Origin of the sequence: Zhongshania aquatica, assembly GCF_027257955.1 — a bacterium.
Classification (GTDB): domain Bacteria; phylum Pseudomonadota; class Gammaproteobacteria; order Pseudomonadales; family Spongiibacteraceae; genus Spongiibacter; species Spongiibacter aquatica.
In genome coordinates, this window is sequence record NZ_JANZNQ010000004.1 from 271,783 (window position 1) to 290,661 (window position 18,879).

General features: G+C 49.5%; 15 protein-coding genes and 1 pseudogene. 9 read left to right on the forward strand and 7 right to left on the reverse strand.

Going from position 1 to position 18,879, the window contains the following annotated elements:
• The first annotated feature begins 170 nt into the window (after positions 1 to 170).
• The 8 genes from grxD to O9X78_RS06095 all read left to right on the forward strand — a co-directional run bounded on the left by grxD (position 171) and on the right by O9X78_RS06095 (position 6,458).
• Positions 171 to 503 carry a Grx4 family monothiol glutaredoxin gene (gene grxD / locus O9X78_RS06060; protein WP_269618720.1) on the forward strand — a complete coding sequence of 111 codons (333 nt, stop codon included), beginning with the start codon at positions 171 to 173 and terminating at the stop codon, positions 501 to 503.
• A gap of 194 nt (positions 504 to 697) precedes the next feature.
• On the forward strand, positions 698 to 1,870 hold the full coding sequence (locus O9X78_RS06065) for a porin (RefSeq protein ID WP_269618721.1): 1,173 nt from the start codon (positions 698 to 700) through the stop codon (positions 1,868 to 1,870).
• 3 nt (positions 1,871 to 1,873) lie between these two features.
• Positions 1,874 to 2,479, forward strand: coding sequence for an FMN-binding protein (locus tag O9X78_RS06070; protein ID WP_269618722.1), 606 nt, complete (start codon positions 1,874 to 1,876; stop codon positions 2,477 to 2,479).
• 3 nt (positions 2,480 to 2,482) lie between these two features.
• Positions 2,483 to 3,232, forward strand: a complete 750-nt coding sequence (locus O9X78_RS06075; RefSeq protein WP_269618723.1) for a PepSY domain-containing protein — start codon at positions 2,483 to 2,485, stop codon at positions 3,230 to 3,232.
• Positions 3,233 to 3,323: 91 nt separating this feature from the next.
• Positions 3,324 to 3,782 (forward strand): hotdog fold domain-containing protein, encoded by a 459-nt coding sequence (locus O9X78_RS06080; RefSeq protein WP_269618724.1) that lies wholly within the window; start codon positions 3,324 to 3,326, stop codon positions 3,780 to 3,782.
• A gap of 273 nt (positions 3,783 to 4,055) precedes the next feature.
• Entirely contained in the window at positions 4,056 to 4,961 is a 906-nt protein-coding gene (locus tag O9X78_RS06085; RefSeq protein WP_269618725.1) for a LysR family transcriptional regulator, read from the forward strand.
• Between the two features lie 106 nt (positions 4,962 to 5,067).
• Positions 5,068 to 5,775, forward strand: coding sequence for a pirin family protein (locus O9X78_RS06090; RefSeq protein WP_269618726.1), 708 nt, complete (start codon positions 5,068 to 5,070; stop codon positions 5,773 to 5,775).
• 98 nt (positions 5,776 to 5,873) lie between these two features.
• Complete coding sequence (locus tag O9X78_RS06095) at positions 5,874 to 6,458, forward strand: nitroreductase family protein (protein WP_269618727.1); 585 nt, start codon at positions 5,874 to 5,876, stop codon at positions 6,456 to 6,458.
• 316 nt (positions 6,459 to 6,774) lie between these two features.
• Here the strand turns inward: O9X78_RS06095 and O9X78_RS20920 are convergent.
• The 4 genes and pseudogenes from O9X78_RS20920 to O9X78_RS06110 all read right to left on the reverse strand — a co-directional run.
• Positions 6,775 to 6,945, reverse strand: a pseudogene (locus O9X78_RS20920) (CcdB family protein); the annotation flags it as partial.
• A 193-nt stretch (positions 6,946 to 7,138) separates the two neighbouring features.
• Positions 7,139 to 8,584 carry a hypothetical protein gene (locus O9X78_RS06100; RefSeq protein WP_269618728.1) on the reverse strand — a complete coding sequence of 482 codons (1,446 nt, stop codon included), beginning with the start codon at positions 8,582 to 8,584 and terminating at the stop codon, positions 7,139 to 7,141.
• Positions 8,584 to 8,958 carry a hypothetical protein gene (locus O9X78_RS06105; RefSeq protein ID WP_269618729.1) on the reverse strand — a complete coding sequence of 125 codons (375 nt, stop codon included), beginning with the start codon at positions 8,956 to 8,958 and terminating at the stop codon, positions 8,584 to 8,586. Before O9X78_RS06105 ends, O9X78_RS06100 begins: the two co-directional genes overlap by 1 nt.
• A 4-nt stretch (positions 8,959 to 8,962) precedes the next feature.
• On the reverse strand, positions 8,963 to 11,173 hold the full coding sequence (locus O9X78_RS06110) for a peptidase M19 (protein ID WP_269618730.1): 2,211 nt from the start codon (positions 11,171 to 11,173) through the stop codon (positions 8,963 to 8,965).
• Between the two features lie 359 nt (positions 11,174 to 11,532).
• Here O9X78_RS06110 and O9X78_RS06115 point away from each other — a divergent pair, with 359 nt between their 5' ends.
• Positions 11,533 to 13,707 (forward strand): FdhF/YdeP family oxidoreductase, encoded by a 2,175-nt coding sequence (locus O9X78_RS06115; protein WP_269618731.1) that lies wholly within the window; start codon positions 11,533 to 11,535, stop codon positions 13,705 to 13,707.
• Here O9X78_RS06115 and O9X78_RS06120 read toward each other — a convergent pair.
• The 3 genes from O9X78_RS06120 to O9X78_RS06130 form a co-directional block, all read right to left on the reverse strand.
• A complete protein-coding gene (locus O9X78_RS06120; RefSeq protein WP_269618732.1) occupies positions 13,704 to 15,989 on the reverse strand; it encodes an ATP-dependent DNA helicase in 2,286 nt (761 codons plus the stop codon). The genes O9X78_RS06115 and O9X78_RS06120 overlap by 4 nt on opposite strands.
• Positions 15,986 to 17,671, reverse strand: coding sequence for a VRR-NUC domain-containing protein (locus O9X78_RS06125; protein WP_269618733.1), 1,686 nt, complete (start codon positions 17,669 to 17,671; stop codon positions 15,986 to 15,988). The genes O9X78_RS06120 and O9X78_RS06125 overlap by 4 nt, the downstream gene beginning before the upstream one ends.
• Before the next feature lie 190 nt (positions 17,672 to 17,861).
• Entirely contained in the window at positions 17,862 to 18,776 is a 915-nt protein-coding gene (locus O9X78_RS06130; RefSeq protein WP_332108515.1) for an ArsB/NhaD family transporter, read from the reverse strand.
• Positions 18,777 to 18,879: the final 103 nt, after the last annotated feature.

Sequence of the window (18,879 nt, forward strand, 5' to 3'; positions counted from 1 at the left end):
TTAGTTAGCGGCGGCCCTTCCGTCCGACGTCCCGACATCCGATGCATTCCGCTTCTCCCGTCGTGAACCATTACTTTTGTCCGCAATATTGCTAGAATGGCGACAACAATCCCCGGATAAGTGCCCCGTGAATCTGGCCTTATCACCGTTATCCGACAGACAGGTGGTCCATGGACACTATTGAAGCAATCAAACAGCAAATTACGACTAATCCCATCATTCTTTATATGAAAGGCTCTCCAAATCAACCGCAGTGCGGTTTTTCTGCGCGGGCTTCGCAAGCATTGATGGAGTGCGGCGAGCGTTTTGCGTTTGTGGATATTTTGTCTAATCCAGATATCCGCGCAAAAATGCCTGAGTTTGCAAATTGGCCAACCTTCCCACAGCTGTGGGTTGCCGGCGAGCTTGTTGGCGGCTGCGACATTATTTGTGAAATGCACGAAAGCGGCGAATTAAAAACCTTGGTGCAAGAAACCTCTGCAGCGCAAACCGCCGCCGAATAATGTAAGTCTTCGTTTCTAAAAAGCCCAGTGGTGTTGCCTCTGGGTTTTTTTTCGCTTTAGTGAATGTAAATAAGAATGCTTTTCATTCGACTTCGTATTTGCTAGCATTCCGTCCGCTGTGTGTTTGGGGTGCATGGCCACAAAAACAAAATAAGTGATTTTCGAAATCACAATGTCGAGTTGGAGAGAGAAACATGAAGAAAACCGCATTAGCGTTGGCGATTAGCGCGTTGCCATTGGCCGTGAGCGCAGCATCTGCACCGAGCCAAGAAGAAATGTGGCAGATCATTCAGCAGCAGCAAAAAGAGATTGAACGTTTAAAGGCCGATCAAAAAGTCGCGGACAGTAAAATTAACGCCACCGCAGACGCCGTTGAAAAAACTGCTACCGTGGCCAACTGGGCTAGCCGCACGACCATTGGCGGTTATGGCGAACACCATTTTAATCACTTTAAGAATAAAGATGACCAAGTAGATGCGCATCGTTTTGTACTCTATGTGGGTCATCAATTTAGCGACACCGTGCGTTTCTTTTCAGAAGTAGAGATTGAACACGGTTTTGTTGAAGACACCAGCGATGGCAGTGGCCCGGGTGAACTTGAGCTTGAACAAGCCTACATCGCATGGGACTTTAGCCAGGGCCAGACGTTAACCATGGGTCAATTTTTGATCCCAGTTGGCATCATTAACGAAACCCACGAGCCTGATACCTTTTACGGCGTAGAGCGCAATAGCGTCGAAAGCGCGATTATTCCCGCAACATGGTGGGAAACGGGTGCCATGGTGAGTGGCGAGATTTTGCCGGGCTTTAATTACAACCTTGCGGTGCACAGTGGTTTGGCAATTGACCCAACAGGCAATGGCGCCGTGCGCGGTGGTCGTCAAAAGTCGGCTAAAGCCACAGCAGAAGATTTGGCCTATACCGGTCGCTTGGTTTACAACGCGATTTCCGGTCTTGAGTTGAGTGCGACCTATCAGTACCAAGCGGATGTAACACAGGGTGCGGCAGCAGAAGGCGAAGCGACGTTTTATGAATTACATGCGCGCTATCAAATTGCGAACTTAACCTTGACCGCGTTAATGGCTGAATGGGATATCGATGGCGCAACGTTTGCTGCTAACGGAAGTGATCAGCAGGAAGGTAGCTACATTGAAGCGTCTTACAAGATCACGCCAAAACTCGGTGTGTTTGTTCGCCAAAGCCAATGGGACAACCTTGCAAACAGTGCTGCCGATACTGAAATCGAGCAGTTTGATGCCGGTATTAATTATTGGTTAACGCCTACAGTAGTAATTAAGGCCGACGTAGCTGACCAAGTGAATGCCAATGGCGATGCGGTTAATCTAGGCTTAGGCTGGAGCTTTTAATTAGTGGCTTTTCGCCGCAGTCAACAAGATCACGGCAGGTGTGCGCCTGCCGTGATCTTTGTGTTTCTGCTGTCGTTTATGCTCCCAAGTCTTGTTTTCGCTAGTGCCGGAAACACTGACGTGGCGGGGCAGTATCTGACGGTAGACGAGTTTCTGCAGTTGTCATTTGAGGGTGACGCCGAACCTAGTCCGTCGGTTTATTGGTTGCCAGCTGATGTAAAAGAACGCATTAAAGCACTCAATGGTCGAGACTTTCCTCTGTTGCGTGTGCGTTATTGGTCTGTTAACGACGACACCGCATGGATACTGGAAGAAATCGGTAAAGAGATGCCAATTACTATTGGCGTTGTGGTCGATGGCCAATCTATGGCCGTTAAGCGCGTTGAAATTTTAGCGTTCAGAGAGAGTCGGGGCTGGGAAGTTCGTCACCCTTTCTTTACTCGCCAGTTCAATAATGTCGCTCTAAATAAAGACGATCTTCTTAGTACACACATCGATGGCATTACCGGCGCAACCTTGTCTGTGCGCGCGGTAAAGCATGTCACCCAAGTTGCACTTATCTTAGCAAGTGCGGTACAACGTTCGGCTGATATTGCTGCTACGGAATAAGTTGTGAGCCCATTTCGTTTTTTTAGAATGCTGTTGCTTAGGTGGCATCGTCGTCTTGGCGTTGTGCTTTTGGCATTTATAGTGATGCTGGTAGTGACCGGCATTGCGATTAATCACAGTGCGTCTTGGGGCTTAGATAAATCCTTTGTTCAGCAAACGTGGCTGCTAAATTACTACGGCATTTCCGAGCCGGAACTTCGCAGCTTTCGACATCAGAATGAGTGGCTGGCTCAATCTGGCGTGACGTTGTACTTAAACGAAAATGACATTGGCAGTTGCGATGGGCCCTTGTTAGGCGCAGTCAAGCAAGCTGATGATTGGCTGGTTTTATGCGAAGCCCGACTTCAAATGTTTAATCATCAAGGCGCCCGTCTTGATGATATTAGTGAGTCTTTAGGTCTGCCGCCAGCGGTGGGTGCGATAGCGGCGAACGGTAACAATATATACCTGCAAACAAGCACGGCGACTATTCAGTTTGATCCCACTCTTTTAACTTTTACCGCGCTCAATAATCCAATTCAAGATGTAGATTGGGCTGACCAAGCAGAGGCGCCATTGGCCTTGCGCGAGTTATGGTTGAGCGCGCATCGCGGCAACGGCGTGAACTGGGAACGCGTTTTATTAGATTTACACAGCGGCCGCTTGTTTGGCCCTGTCGGCGTAATCCTGACCGATATTGCGGCAATTTTACTGCTGCTATTAGCGCTGAGCGGTGTCTGGGTGTGGGTGAGCAAGCCGGGTCGTTGGCGATAATTGACCGCGAGCACTGTAAACCTGAGTTTTTTAGTCAATGGTTTAGGTTTGGCGCCGTGCTAGTGTTCTCTCACTATTGAGAGGGGCTATCATGAATCCGACGTTAAAACTTTGGCGCAAGCTGTCTGCTTATCCCGGCGGTAAGCAACTATTCTCTAAGGGCGTGTGTTTTAAAGCCCCTTACTTTGCAACCATTAAACCCGTGTTTGAAGAGCTGGAAACTGGCTATGCCGTGGTGCGCATTAAAGAGCGCCGCGCCATTCACAACCACATTGGTAGCGTTCATGCGATTGCCCTATGCAATTTGGCAGAGTTCGCCGCTGGTGTTGTTAGCGAAGCCTCAATGCCAGCCGGTATGCGCTGGATTCCCGCAGGCATGACTGTTCGTTACTTGGGGTCGGCAAAGGGGGAATTACGCGGTTATGCTACTTTGCGTGAGATTGTCGTCGGCGAAAAAGGCGCAGTGCCCGTCAAAGTTGAAGTAAAAAACGCGGTTGGTAAAGTGGTGTTTGACGCGGAAATATCCATGCATATTTCGCCTAAAAAATAATTCCGGCAATTAACACATTGGTGCTCCCAAGCCGCCGAGCAAACTAGTGTCGGCAGTTGTGGGAGTCAGTGTGGATTTCTTATCCCGCGCGATGATTCCGCCGTGTTTTAAAATTCATCTAAGTTCTCCGTCGTTCTGGCCAAACTCGGCTTATGTTCATTCTTAAAAACAGCGATACTCTACGTTTTGTAAAAGCGTAGATCTTACGCATGCCTAGGCTTTGTGTGGGCGTAGAGTTTGGACGGAGTTTGTTGCGATGTTAAGGAGATCTGCATGGGTTTGAAAACCACCTTCGAGCAATGGCGTATGTTTAAAGCTGTCGTAGATCACGGTGGATTTCATCAAGCGTCGCAGGTCGTCCACAAAAGCCAAACTACTATTCACCACGCGGTGCATAAGTTAGAAGAATCTCTTGGCGTTACTTTGTTAGAAGTGCAGGGTCGCAAAGCAGTGCTTACCCCAGCGGGCCAGTTAATGCTGCGGCGCGCGAATTACCTTATCGACGAAGCCGAAAAAATGGAGGCGGTGGCGAAAAGTCTGAGTATGGGTGTTGAGTCTAGGCTCGACATCGCTGTTGATGAGGCTTTTCCGCAGGCCGAACTTTATCAAGTATTAGAAACCGTCTCTGCCGAATTCCCCTTTCTTCGAATCGAGTTGCGCGAAACCGTACTTAGCGGCGCCAATGAACTAGTCGAACAGGGTAAGGTGGTCGTCGCTATTTCGCCGATGCGTTTAGCGAATGGTTTGAACGAAGAAATCTGCCAAATGTGTTTTATCGCTGTGGCGAGTCCAAATCATCCGCTATTAAATAGGGGGCGGCAGTTAGCGGTTGAAGACCTCAAGGCCTACCGCCAAATTGTCGTGCGAGACTCAGCGCTAGGCAGTCAACATGATGCAGGTTGGTTGGGTGCCGATCAGCGTTGGACCGTCAGCCATATGCGCTCTTCCATTGATTTAGTGTGCCGTGGCTTGGGCTTTGCTTGGCTGCCAGAATCTGAAATTAGCGATAAAATAGCAGCGGGTAGCCTGGTTAGACTGCCTATCCCCTCCGCGTTTGATAGGCATGTTAGTTTCTATCTCAACTATAAAGATCCAGATCAGCTCGGCCCTGCTGCGCGTTCGTTTATGGGGGAGCTTCGTTTTCAAACTCAGCATCTACAGTTATCAGCTGACAAATAGGATTGTTCGAAAAAATCGAATGTTATGAGCCATTTTTTCAAATTTTCGCACAGGTTTTCTGGCTTTACACTGTTCCTTAGTGAAATGAAGCTAACAGGAGAACGACGTGAACTATTACCGAGCAGCAGAGCAACGCGGTCATGCGAATTTCGGCTGGCTAGACAGCCACCACAGTTTTTCCTTTGGTAGTTACTACGACCCCAAGCATATGGGCGTGTCTGCCCTGCGGGTGGTTAATGATGACACGGTGGCCGAAGGCGCAGGTTTTGGCACCCACGGGCATCGCGACATGGAAATTATCTCTTACGTCTTAGAGGGTAGTATCGCCCATGTCGACAGTATGGGGCACCGATACACCGTTCCCGCTGGCGAAGTTCAGCGCATGAGTGCCGGTAGCGGCGTGACGCATTCAGAATTTAATGCTTCGACGACGGAGAAGTTACGATTCTTGCAAATTTGGGTGCAGCCCAATGTGAAGGGCATCAAGCCCGAATATGAGCAGGCACACATACCGCAAAGTAAGACCTTAACGCCATTGGTAACCCCAGATGGATGCGACGGTTCATTAATGATGCATCAAGACGCATCGATTTATCGCCTGCGTTTAGAGCAGAATGAAAGTGCGCGACTATCGTTGAATAAGGGACGTGTTGGGTATTTGCATGTGGTTTCCGGTAGCGCACAGCTCGATGATCAACTGCTAGTCGCTGGAGATGGGCTTGGTGTGTATGAAAAAACACAGTTTGATGCTCTCGCCAAGAGCGATAACTTCGAGGCGCTGTGGTTTGACTTGCCGCCAGAAGAAAAGAACTAGCAGTGCCAAATGCGCCGACGGGGAGTAATCCCGTCGGCGTTGTTATATTGTACGATTAGCAGAAAATTTATTTTATTTAAAAATTATGGAGTTGAAATATGTCTCACCCCTCATCAAATCGTGACCCACTAGACGGCGTATCTGCACTATTTTATGAGCGCTGGTCGCCACGTGCGTTTGCTAATGCTGAGATAGATGATGCGACCGTAGCGCGCCTTATCGACGCCGCTCGCTGGTCACCATCTTGCTTTAACGCTCAGCCCTGGCGCTTTTATACCGCAAACGCGAGCAGCAACGCAGACCGTTTTGCAGCGTTCCTTAATTTGCTACTGGAAGGAAACCAAAGCTGGGCCAAAGACGCTTCTGTGCTGGGCTTTATCGTTGCCAAAAAGCACTTTGAACATAATGGCAAACCCAATCCAAGTTATGCCTTAGATTGCGGCGCGGCATGGATGGCGATGACCTTGCAAGCTAGACAAGAAGGTTTGTATACCCACGGTATGGCAGGGATCAAACACACTGATATTTTGGAACACCTTGGCCTAGATGCCGAGCAGCATGAAGTGGTAGTCGGCTTTACGATTGGCAAAAAAGGCGACGTTTCCCAGCTTGATCAAGGTTTACAAGAAAAGGAATTTCCATCTCCGCGTAAACCCTTGGATGAAGTTTGGTTGCCTAGCTAAATTGATTTGTAGTTATTCAAACTTTATCTGACACGATAGAATTAAACGCTTCTATGAACGCCGACCGTCAGCGATGTCGAAGTCGTTGGTGGTTGGTGCCTCTTCTAATGGTCGACGAAAATAGTATTAATTTGGCGTAGAGTAGCAGTACTATTTTTATTTCTTCGAGAGTTGAAATTTCGCTACTGCCGCCTTAAATTCCCGTCACTAAAAAATCGAATGCTGAAATTATTTCGTCGCTGTTCAGAAGTAAGGAGCTTTTCCCCTTTACTAAGAAAGATGCCTAGACGATTGTGATTTGATGGGGGAGAAACGCCTATTTTTTATTGCCTATTTCAATGACTGAACACAGATTCTCGGGGAAAGATCTTGCAATTTGTGCAAGCGTTCTCGGAATAACTACGCGGCTATTTAACTGGTCAAGTAGGCCAGTTTGCACTTCAACAAAAAAGGGATATGTTCGGCGACTTTCGGGATTTGAATTTTCGTATAGGTCGAATTACTTCATTAGAAGTTTCTGTGCTTGTCGGCGAATAGACCACCCACCAGACTCCGTTAAATGGTTGCATAGGTAATGCGTATATAATGCGCATAATAGCAGTGAGAGTTTAGCTGGGTAAGGCATGCCGACGAAAAACATCTCTGCGACCGCTAATAGCGAGTTGTTAGTACACATTTGCTCAGCCCTGCAAAGGTTGAGCAAGAATCCACAGGCCAACGCCGGTAAAAATCACCATCAGTAGTAACATGGGGAGTTGGCTGATACTTGCTTGCCTCTGGTTTGGAAAGCTCCGTAGCGCTTCCGCGTGGGCTAGGTAAACACTGGCAACGTGGCCTATTAAAATAAGCCAGACTTGGCTATTCCAGATAAAGCCCATGTTTGGCAGTATCGGGATTCTGCCGCTAATTGCAGTGCCGAAGATATCCCATCCCCAGCCGAAGGGGTCTGAAAATAATCCGCGTAATTTTAAACCTTGGCTGAGCACCAGTGTGAAGTAATGGGTGATGTGATAGACCAGTGCTATGGGCAGTAGGCTATAGCCAAAGCGCAGTGATAGCTCGGTCACGCTTAACTCGCTGCGAGTTAGAATTTTTCCCAGCCATAAAAAAAATGAAAATAGGCCGAGGTAGAGAAACGGCGATAGGAGCAAGCAGACGGTTTCAAAGCCGATATACCATGGCCGCAATATGACATAGGCATAGAGCGGGTGCTGGCCAAGTAAGGGTTCTAAAATGTGGAAAGGGTCTTTCCAGAATATATTGAACCAAAGACTGGTTTCGCGCAGGCCGTCGTAGGCGGTAGACGACAACATGAATAAGATAAATACCAGCAGGCTGCGGTGTTCAATGCGTTCTAGTAGTAAGCCGCTGAAGGGGAGGCGTAGAGTAATGCGAAGCTTTCCGTCTAAATGAAATTGGTAGTGAATGGGCGACATTTTTGCGATAAGCCGGAACATAACCGAGAACAATTCACCGTAACGAAACCACGCATTTATGCCATACAGGTAGACGGCTGCAACATTGATGACGGTATAGCTAATTAAAATAATAGATAGAGAAAATGGCCGCGTGTTACCAAACAATTCCAAAATGATAAAAGCCATATACAGTGCGACGGCTGGCCAATAAGATAGTTGGCTGGGGTAGGTATAGCGACCTTCGGCAAATTTGTTGAATGGCGAGAAAATAAATTTCCAGCTGTTGAGGTAATCGTACCAATTGCCAAATACTGCACTTAAATAACCCGCGCCGAGCGCAAAGCTAATCCAGAAAAAGGTCATATTAAAATTGCGGTAACGGTCTTGATTACCGACAAATCCCGTCACTATGGCAAGGCAAAAACAGAATAGTAATAAAATTTTAAGTAAGGTAATTAACTTCAGATTTTGTGCGACCCGCTGGAATTTATCAGCAGCAAAGACGCGTTGCCGTGCCGGACGTTTGGCTTGCTCGGTTTTGTAGAAATACCCCAGAATTAAAAATGATAAAACCAGCGCCGCCATTGCCCCATAGATATACATCCAATAGGGCATGGGGAGTTTGTAGGGTTCGCCAAAGGAATGAGCAAAGCTTTGACTGGAGGCGGCACTAGCTAGCAGAACAAAGAGAGGCTCTTTGCGGGGCATTAGCGTGGGTAAACTTCAATCGTGCCGAGCTGCATTTCTGTGTCGTGAACTTCCAGCGAGAATCGTCCGGTTTGTGTGGCGACAAATTCACGTTGTTCTTTTATGCCTGCGCTCAATGGAATGTGCATGTCAACGCCGTGTACGTGGACGGCAGCATCGGTGTCGCTGACAAAGTTTAGCTGAGCAGTATCACCGATTTTGAGTCGAATGATTTGTGGCTCCGGCGTGCTGCCGCTGACTATGTCAAAGTTAACCGTTTGTGTCTGAGCGACGATTTCGGCATTGTTTGCTGGGGCAGTATCGGGTTTCATCGCCAGCCATAGGCCGGCGAGAACGGCGACGGTTAAAATTAGAAAAGTCAGGTTACGACGCATTATTTTAGTTTCCGTTGCGGTTGTAGGCACGCTCCCACATTTGTACGTAGGCTTCGGCGGAATTGTACAGCGCATCGAGGGCTTCTTTCCCGCCTTCAAGCCTAACTTCTTCAACAAAGTCTGCGACTAGGCCGTAGTGAGACATGCCGGTCTCGTCAATATGCCAGTATTTGCCGCTTTCTGGAATGACCAACATATTTACGGTGACGGGAGAGAAGTTCGCAAATTGTGGTCCCCAGTCGTCTCCGCTAAACAGTGTGATAGGGTACTGAACCGGCTCCGAGTCGCCACCGCGTGGACCGGGGTGGCCACCAAAACCGTTGGCGTCTGCACCGTAACCCAATCCAAGAATTTGGTCGCTATCGCTAATGCCCGCTTTGGCGCGCCAGAATTTTAATTTTTCCAGAAATTCTTTGTGTTTTATGCCGTTGCCTTTGTATGGATAAACCGTGCCACCGTTCTTCAACATGCGTACCACTTGGTCGCTGGTTAAGCCGCCGTGGGCATCGTGGGATGAGGCTAGCGGGTAGGCTGGCGTTTGCTCGTCGGCAATGTCTAGCATGATATCTTTGCTATGGTAGGCCGCGTGATCAATATCAATCACCATGCCTCGTGCCATTAAGGCGCGTAGCGCGTATTCGCCTAAGTCAGTGACGGTGCGTGCATTGCAGCGTTTGCCTGGCGGATATAATGGTGTAAGACCGCCGGTGGCGTCGAAGAGCGCTTGCGTGAGTGGGTCGCTACCACTGCCGGGAATGGCGGTGGTCATTTCGGTACCTGGGGTGCGAACCGAGGGTTCGTCTACTGGGTAGTCACGACACTCAGTCGTTTTCCAAAATGCTTTGGTATCGATAAAGTTTAAGAAGTTGATCACGTCGCCACTGAAAATACCGGCGCCGCCTAGTGAACTGTCTATATCATGGAAGGGATAAACATGGCGTACGCCAAGATCCCATAGCTCTTGAATTTCTGCGTCTATCTGCGCTTTATCGCAATTGCGCTGTTCCATACCGCCGGGCAAAATTGTCACGCCGCAGTCGAATACCTGCGCAACTTCCACGCCAAGTACCACAGCCATTTTGCCGTCGTTGATGACTTCCCGCGCTTCTTGTGGGCTTTTAACAACCCGATACCAGCCTTTGCCGGGGCCGCCACTTTGGGCGTCTACATAGTCTTGCACGTCATACAGATACTTGACCTGTTTTACTGCAACACTCATATCTTCGCAGTCAGAGTTGGGTTTGCCTGAGATCGTTTTACCCACATCGCACAGCGCCTTGATATTGGTGCCATGGTTTACCATTAAGCGCAGACCTGCTTGATAGGCGCGCTCAACCCATTTGTAGTACATCACTTGGTGGGTTAGATAATCTCGACGTGGCCAGTCCACAAAGGTAGGCCAGCCTTTTGTTTCGTGAGTTTCGGTCGGTGTCATATTGAGTACGTTGTTACCGTCGCGAATCCCGTTGGGGCCGTGAAAGTCTTGGCAGTTCTCTAACGCATGGTCAACGCCAAAACGGTTGATGACTTCGCCGTACAGCACCCCACCGGCTGAGGGGCCAACGTCTCCGGCGTAGGACATCTCGCTCGACATGCCCATATGGGTATGAACATCGGCAAAGCCAATCAGCGGTTTGTCGACGCCGTTACCTTTGAAGGTTTCGCCGCTCACGGCGGTGGGCATTTCTGGATAGCTAGTGCAATTAGTGGTAGGTGCAAAGGTAAACTGAGTGGCTGGGCCGCTAGCATTTTCTGCGGTAATGAGCTGGCCGCTTTCATCTACTTGCATGGTTTGCGCCGTGCTGTCGGACACGATAGTAAAGCTGTCGCTACCATCTACTAAATCAATGGTCCAAATTGCCGCGTCGCTGGCACTGCTTTCACCGCTCACCGGCCCGCCCTGTGCGGTCAGAAGTTTGCGATCATTGGTATAAAACAAGTATTTACCCAGCGTAGCGGGCTGCATAAAAAATGCATCGCCCGCCGCAGCACTTATCGCGCTGCTGCCGAAGCCGCTGTTATTAGCCACAACATACTTCTCGGTCTGCTCAGATTGCAATGCATAGCAACCATTTGCCATGTCAAATCGAGTGACAGGCGTTTCGCTGGTGACGTCTTGGCCGCCGCCATTGCCAGAGCTGGATGAACTAGAACCACCGCAGGCCGATAGAAGGGCAGCGAAACCTATAGTCAGAACTGAAAGTTGGATATTCATTCTTAGTCTACCGAGTAATGGGTGGTTTGATGTCGTAAATGCGTTCAGCGAGCCAAGATTTTTATTGCTGTGGTCTGAGTCCCGCTTTGGGAAATCGTTAGATTCCTTGGTTAAGCTATCATGCTACTGCACAAATGTCGCTATTTGTAACTTTTTAGTAATGGATCTAGATGCATTTTTGGGATTGGTTTAACACTTCGGCCAAATGATTGCGCTAGAAACCTTTTAATACTTATTAGAAGGCGTGATAAGCGGAGAAAAGCCGTTACCTATATGTATTGACGCGTTATATTGGGCGGGGCTTGTTTTGAGGTAAGCGAGTTTAATCTAGGTGCAGTTGTTGATATGCGGAGGGTGCATTGAAAAAAGTCATCGGTGGTGGGCCAAAGAAGGTCTTGTATACCCTGAATACCGCCCGAAAGATCGGACTTCTTAATTCGGCCAAGGCCTTAAATGCGAAAAATGCCTGTAAGGCATGCGGTCTGGGCATGGGCGGTCAGCGCGGCGGGATGACGAATGAGTTGAATGAGTTTCCCTCTGTGTGTAATAAAAGTATTCAGGCGCAGTCGACGGATATTCAGGCCCTAATTCCTAAGGAGTTGTTTTCTCATACCTTAGAAGAGTTTCGTGCGCTTTCCGCATACGAGCTAGAGCATCTAGGCCGTCTGGGCAATCCTATATACAAGGCCGCTGGAGAAAACAGATATCGAGAGGTTGATTGGGATTGGGCGATGGCTCGCGCCGCGCAAGGCTTGGCAAGCGTAAAACCAAATCGCAGTTTCTTCTATAGTTCAGGGCGCTCCTCTAACGAAGCTGGCTTTTTATTGCAGTTAATGGCCCGCCTATACGGCACTAACAATATCAGCAACTGTTCCTTCTATTGTCATCAGGCCACTGGCGAAGCTTTAAAAAATACCATTGGAACCGGCACGTCTACCGTCGAGCTGAGTGATATTGCCAGCTGCGATTTATTCTTTTTAATTGGTGCAAACCCCGCGTCTAATCATCCGCGACTATTACATAAGCTAATTGGACTGCGCCGCCGAGGCGGCACGGTGGTGGTGATTAATCCCATGCGGGAAGCTGGCCTAGTCCAGTTTGCGGCACCGAAGATGATTAGCTCCATGGTGAAAGGCGGCGATGAAGTCGCAAGTATTTATTTGCAGCCGAAAACCGGTAGTGACATCGCCTTGTTCACGGCCATTGCTAAGGCGGTGATCGAGAAAGGTGGCGCTACACCAGATTTTATTGATCAATACTGTGTTGGTTTTGACGATTTTCAAACTCATTTGCAAGCACAATCTTGGCAAGTGTTATTGGACGATTGCGGCATTAGTCGCGAACAAGTGAATCAAGTAGCGGACGCCTATATTGCCTCACAAAAGGCAATTTTTGCCTGGGGCATGGGCATGACCCATCACCGACACGGTGTCGACAATATTGAGTGGATTAGTAATCTTGCTCTGCTTCGCGGCATGGTCGGTAAAGTTGGTGCAGGTTTGTTACCGCTGCGTGGGCACAGCAATGTGCAGGGCATCGGCACCATAGGCGTAAAACCGGTGTTGTCGGCAGAGGTGTTTAGCCGCATTGAATCGTCTTTCAATGTTCAACTGCCGACCCAAAAAGGAATGCATACTTTGGAATCGCTGGAATGCGCCATTAATGGCGGCATCGACGCGGCGCTAATGATGGGTGGCAATTTATACGAGGCTACGCCCGATAGTCGTTGGGCGGCTAAGGCCTTAGATAATATCCCGTTTAAAATCTTTTTAACTACCACTCTAAATCGTGGCCATGTCACCGGCGTGGATGCTGGCGAATCATTGGTTTTGCCGGTTTGCGCCAGAGACGAAGAGCCGGAGCCAACCACTCAGGAGTCGATGTTTAATTACGTGCGGCTGAGTGACGGCGGTATAGAACGTATTGCGTCGGTACGCTCGGAAGTGGCGATATTGGCAGACATCGCTGCGCGATTATTGCCGGATGGCGCCATAGATTTTGCCGAATTTAAACGCCATAAAAAAGTGCGCGAGGCAATTGCGAAAGTTATTCCGGGTTTAGAAGCCCTTGCCGATATAGGTGTGGCGCAGCAAGAGTTTTACGTTAGTGGACGTATAAAACATTTGCCAGAATTTAAAACCAAAGACGGTAAAGCGCACTTTGTACTGCCAAAAGCTATCGACACAGCTGATCAAGGTGTTCGTCCGTTCACGATGATGACCTTGCGTAGCGAGGGTCAGTTTAACTCTATTATTTATGAAGAGGCCGATAGTTATCGCGGCGTGAGTCATCGTTGGACCGTATTACTTAATCAGCAAGATGCGCTGGAGCTCGGTGTTGCCGAGGGCGATAAAGTTGATTTGGAATCAGACTACGGAAAGATGGCGGGTGTAGAGGTGAAACTGTTTAACCTGCCAAAAGGTTGCGTAGCCACCTATTATCCAGAGGCCAATATTCTCAGCTCTAGACTGTGCGATCCGCGGTCGCACACGCCGCAGTTTAAATCTATCGCGGTATCGGTGGTGAGGCCTTAAAGTGCCCACCACTTCGGCAGCAGTTCGCGAATTTCTCTTCTGTTGAAACGGTCGTCAATCAGCTCAATCACGCCGCTATCTTCTGGTGTGCGAATTAGCCTACCGGCGGCTTGCACAACCTTCTGAAGGCCGGGGTAAAGATAGGTATAGGCATAGCCATTGCCGTAGCGTTTCTCTAACCGTTCGCGCAACACTTCATGAATTTCATCGTGAGGTGGTAGCCCCAGCGTGGCCACAAAAACACCAATGAGTTTATCACCCGGTAAATCGATACCCTCGGCGAATACGCCGCCCAATACCGCAAATCCGACGCTGGGCGTGTCGTCGCTGACATCGGCAATAAATTGCTCGCGGGCCATTGGGGTCATGCCCGGTAGTTGCTTTAACGAGCGTATGTTTGGATGAAGTCGGCTTAGTTGCTCATTGAGGGTGTTGAGGTAATCGAAGCTACTGAGGTAGACCAAATAGTTGCCGGGTTTGAGCGTGAATTGCGCGGCGATGCGTTCTGAAATGGGGATGAGTGAATTCAGCCGTTGTTGTTGGCGGGTGCTGATATTGGTAATCACGCGAAGGTCAATTTGCTCGCGCTGGAAGGGACTTTCTATATCTTCAAATTTGGCGCTCTCCGGTACGCCGAGTAAATCCCGATGATATTCCGGAGGCGACAGCGTAGCAGAGAACAACACGGTGCTAAGCGCGTCGCTAAAGCGCGCTTTCAAATGATCAGCGGGAATTAGGTTGTCGATACGGAGTTTGGCGCTGCCCGGCTTTGCGCGCTGCGTCGTCGGCATCACTTCAAATTCCAGCGTGCAAAGCGAATGGTCGTCAAAGCTGTCTGCCAATCTCAGAAAGCCCATTGCAGTAAACAATACATGTTGTACATCGGCTGCTGCCGGGTGATCACTAAGGTAATCGGTAATAGCCGCGATCAAACTGTAGAGCGCGGAATTTAAATCTTCGGGTACGCTGGGCAGAAAATAATGACGATTGTTGTCGTCGTTCTCATCGCGGAGAAATTGCGCGACCAGCAACTCCCATGCGTTTTCAAGATCCGACAATGGTTTAAGCAGCGGGCTGGGGGCTTTGCGAATGGTGTATAGCATTTCCGCTTCGCTAAGCTCCATGCTGTACATGCCGCGCGCTCGATCGATAAGATTGTGAGCCTCATCCACCAGCGGCATTACCCGCCATTCATTCTGACGCGTCAGGCTGTAAAGCAAGGCAAAGTGATCGTAATAATGATTCACATCGCCAACAACAATATCGCTCCAGCGCGCCATTTCCTGTGCAAGAAAATAGCGGCAAATGTCATGGCGTCCGGCTATTCGTCTCAGTGCGGCGTGGTCTAGAAAGGCTTCTTTAACCGCGTCCTCGCGCGCGGCGGGGAGACAATCAAAAAAGCCATTTGCCAATGGGCAGGAGTCGCCATGGCAGGCGTTGTCGGGATGATCACACGCCGCCTCGCGGGAGGACAATTCAAGAATGCGTATCGGCACGGTGTCTGTTTGCTTTGCCAATATCGTTCGCAGCCCATCCAAGCCTAATTTACGGCCGGTGTTTCTGCAGGTTAGAAAAAACAATCGATCCAAGCCGGTGTCGGGCATGGCGCGCATGGCCGGGAATAAAACCCCGACGGTTTTACCAATGCCGGTCGGCGCTTGTAGTAATAGCGGAACCGCATTTTTTGCACCGCGATACACCGCCGTAGATAGCGCGTGTTGCCCCGTTCGGTAGCCATCGTGTGGGAAGGTCAATTTAAGCAGTGACCGGTCGCGACGTTGACGATGCATGGCTTCGTTTTCTGCCCACGTAACATAACGGCTGCATAATTCGCTCAGAAAGGCCGACAGTGTTTCTGCGCTGAATGTTTCATCGTCTGGCGTTTCTGTCTCGTCGCGGACTTCAAAGTACGTCAAGCGCAGAGCGACGCTGTCGCGCTTATCGCGCTGGCAAAATAGCGCGCCATACACTTTTAACTGCGCCCAATGCATTGCACGGCGGCCGGGGCCAATGCGCGCCACATTGCCGCGATGGGTTTTAATTTCTTCCAGAAAGCAGTCTTGCTGATTGGCAAAGTAACCATCGACACGACCGCTGACTTCTAAGCCTTCGCAAATTCCTTTTAGCGCGTACTCGGCAACATAGGGATCAGGACGGCGTTGTTGCACCGTGATATGCCCCATGATGCCCTCTTCGGGGGTGGGTGCTGGTGTATAGCGAAACTCCAAGCTGCCGGTTCGCGCAGCGAACTCGCACAAGGACTTTACCGAGACGTGCATCATGGCGTTGCGTCCCAGGTGATTTCGGCGACGGATACGGGAAGCCCAGCCTCCAGCATTTTCTCAATCCACAGGCGTTGGTGATCTTGCAATCTATCGCCGGGGCCTTTTACTTCTACTAATTGATAGGCCGCTGTTTTCTGATCAAAGAGAATAAGATCGGGCATACCTTTGCGGTGGTGGCGAAGGTCACTCAGTAAATGATTAAAAACCACCTTCAATTGTTCGGCGGGAATGATCGCTAGGGCAAGCTCTAACAGTTCTTCACTTAGCGAGGGCCAGTGAATTAATGTGCACGCGGTGCCGTATTTTTCCCGCCAGCACTGTTTGATTAGTGACTGGTATTCTCCGTTATCCAGCGTAAGTAAGTGCTGACAAATTTTGGTTTTACGTCGCTCGACAAAATCCGGCCTGAATAAATCCGCTGGCCCGGATTGAAAGGGATGAAAAAATGCGCCGGGCAATGGTTCGAATAATACTGGCCAGAACAGCAGGGCAAATAGTCCGGTAAATAACGTGTTTTCTGAGTAAAAACCGCTTAGGTCATGCTGCTCGGTGAGTGTGTTTAAAACCACCAACTCAACGCGGTGGCCGGTATTTATCAGCGTTAATTTGTCGGTTGGAATTGTGTATTTCTTCGGCATTGCGCTCGCTAAGCCGCTCTTGCGACGCAGACGATGGGCAACCCGCGAAAGGTGAAGCTGCGATTCTGGTCTTCTCAGTGCGGTGCTCGACTGCTCTAGTTCATTTAGTAAACTCGTGGCGTCGGTGCTGTTCTTTTCCTGAAGCCGGAAGTACCGAACCTGTGCTTCATCTAGCGGATTCTGTTGATAGAGCAATACGGCAATATCTTGCTCCCCATTACGCTCAGCCCCATGTGCTAATTGGTAAAGCATGCGCTGGCGCCGGTGCTCTAGCCAAGGGTTGCTGAGTAGCTTTGGGCAGTGAGGCAAAATGTCGGCAATCGGTGTTTCGTCGGCAAACAGTGCGTAGCAGTGATAAATCGCAAGATATTGATCAAGCTCTTCCCTGTGCTGAAAAGCACGCGAGCTGGGAATGAATTCTACCCGTTCATAAACCTGATGCCCCAACTCCGCCAGCACGAACTCAGACCAATCTTGGTGAAGGTTGCCGAAGAACATTAATCGCACGCGGGTCATTAGCTCCGCGCAGCGCAATGCAACAAGTTGAATCTCTGTATCCGGCCACCAGTCATTTATGGCTTGGGGCAGGCAGTCGCCAGTATGTATTTCAAGTAAGGTAAACAAGTCTGGTTTGCGTGCAGATTTCGGTGGCTGCGCACCTACGGCGGCTAATACCTCCATCAGCTCAGCCCGTCGGCAAAGCTGATAAAGCTCATGCAGGTCAATGTGCGGGTTTAACTCAACTAAGTCTGCCGTATGCAAATGCTGGAGCGCGGTTTCTATCGAGGCGATTTCGTCATAGTTCAAACCATCAAACCTGAAAATATCCCCTTTGCGCATCACCATTCGCGCAAGTAAAGCTTGGCTGCTTTCTGGAAGCTGCAACAAAGCCTCCAACTGTTCCCATTCTTCATCAAGTAACAGATCGCGGTGATGCCGTATTACCCAATCGATAACAGTGCGAAAGTTCTCAAGGTAATACAGCGGCTCGCTAAGCGAGGCCCGCTTGAGAGTGCGTGTGTCGGAATCGGGTTTCGGCATTGTTACTAATGTTGGTTCGCAGATGGAATCATCATTATACGGGCCTTAGATCAGGGCGGCGAACAGGAGTAATTGAATAGGTGACGGCGAGAGGTTATGAGGCCGCCGCCACCAATTGAGCAAAATTATTGCCGATCATGGTCGGCGATAAATGCAGTACTTTATATGACGACTTCAGGCAAGCTAATACTCAGGGGGTAAGTAACCGCCCGCCTACCCAAACACTGAGCCAGTAGCCAATGGAGTAGGCGAGCAGCAGGTAGGCAAACATCGACCCATAAGAGATGAAATTGAGTTCCTTCACCTTGCTCATGGCGATAATGCCCGCTGCAGAACCTATCACAAGTAGCGAGCCGCCGACGCCGGTGGAGTAGGTTACGGCAAGCCAGCCTGCCGGACCCATGTCGATATTGGCTTTTAAGAGTGCGGCGGTGAGGGGAACATTGTCGATAAGTGCGGAGCTGATGCCGAGTACATAGTTGGCTAGCTCTGCGGGCATAAATTGGTAGAGCGCTGTTAGCTTGTTCAGAACACCGACTTCTTTCAGAACCCCGACAATTAACAGTACGCCGAGGAAGAATAACAGGGTGTCGAATTCGATTTCGCGAATATAGTTCAGTACATTCCGGTTAGATTCTTGGCGCAGCATCAGATGTGCAATCAGAAACATGGTGCTGAGTCCGAACAGAAAGGTTAGTACCGGCGGTACTTGGAACATGACGTTGAGCAGAAGTGTGCTGATTATGGTGACGAGGAAGATCAGCGCGATGACTTTGTCTTTGCTGTCGATGTGTCTGATTTCGGTATCAAAATACACTCGGCGATTCATGCGTAGCGACAAGAGTATGGCGAGAACCAGAACACCGAAGGCCGAGGGCAGTATCAGCAATAAGAGGCTGCCAATACTTACTTTACCCGCTAAGAAGATCATGAGCGTGGTTACGTCGCCGGTGATCAGCGATACCCCGCCGCTGTTCACCGCAAAGACAACCAACGTCGCATATTTAAGTCGTTTTCTGGCCTTAACTTTTAGGCTGGTGATTACCGCCAGCGAGACAAGGGTTGCGGTTACGTTGTCTGCTATTAACCCGGCGGATTTTGGTATCTGTTATGCGGCATAACGAATTTTCTCGTGCTTAAAATATTTGCGGACACGATGTGGCTTCCGTTGCAGCATACGCATGTGCTTCGATACCTTCTGTTTGAGT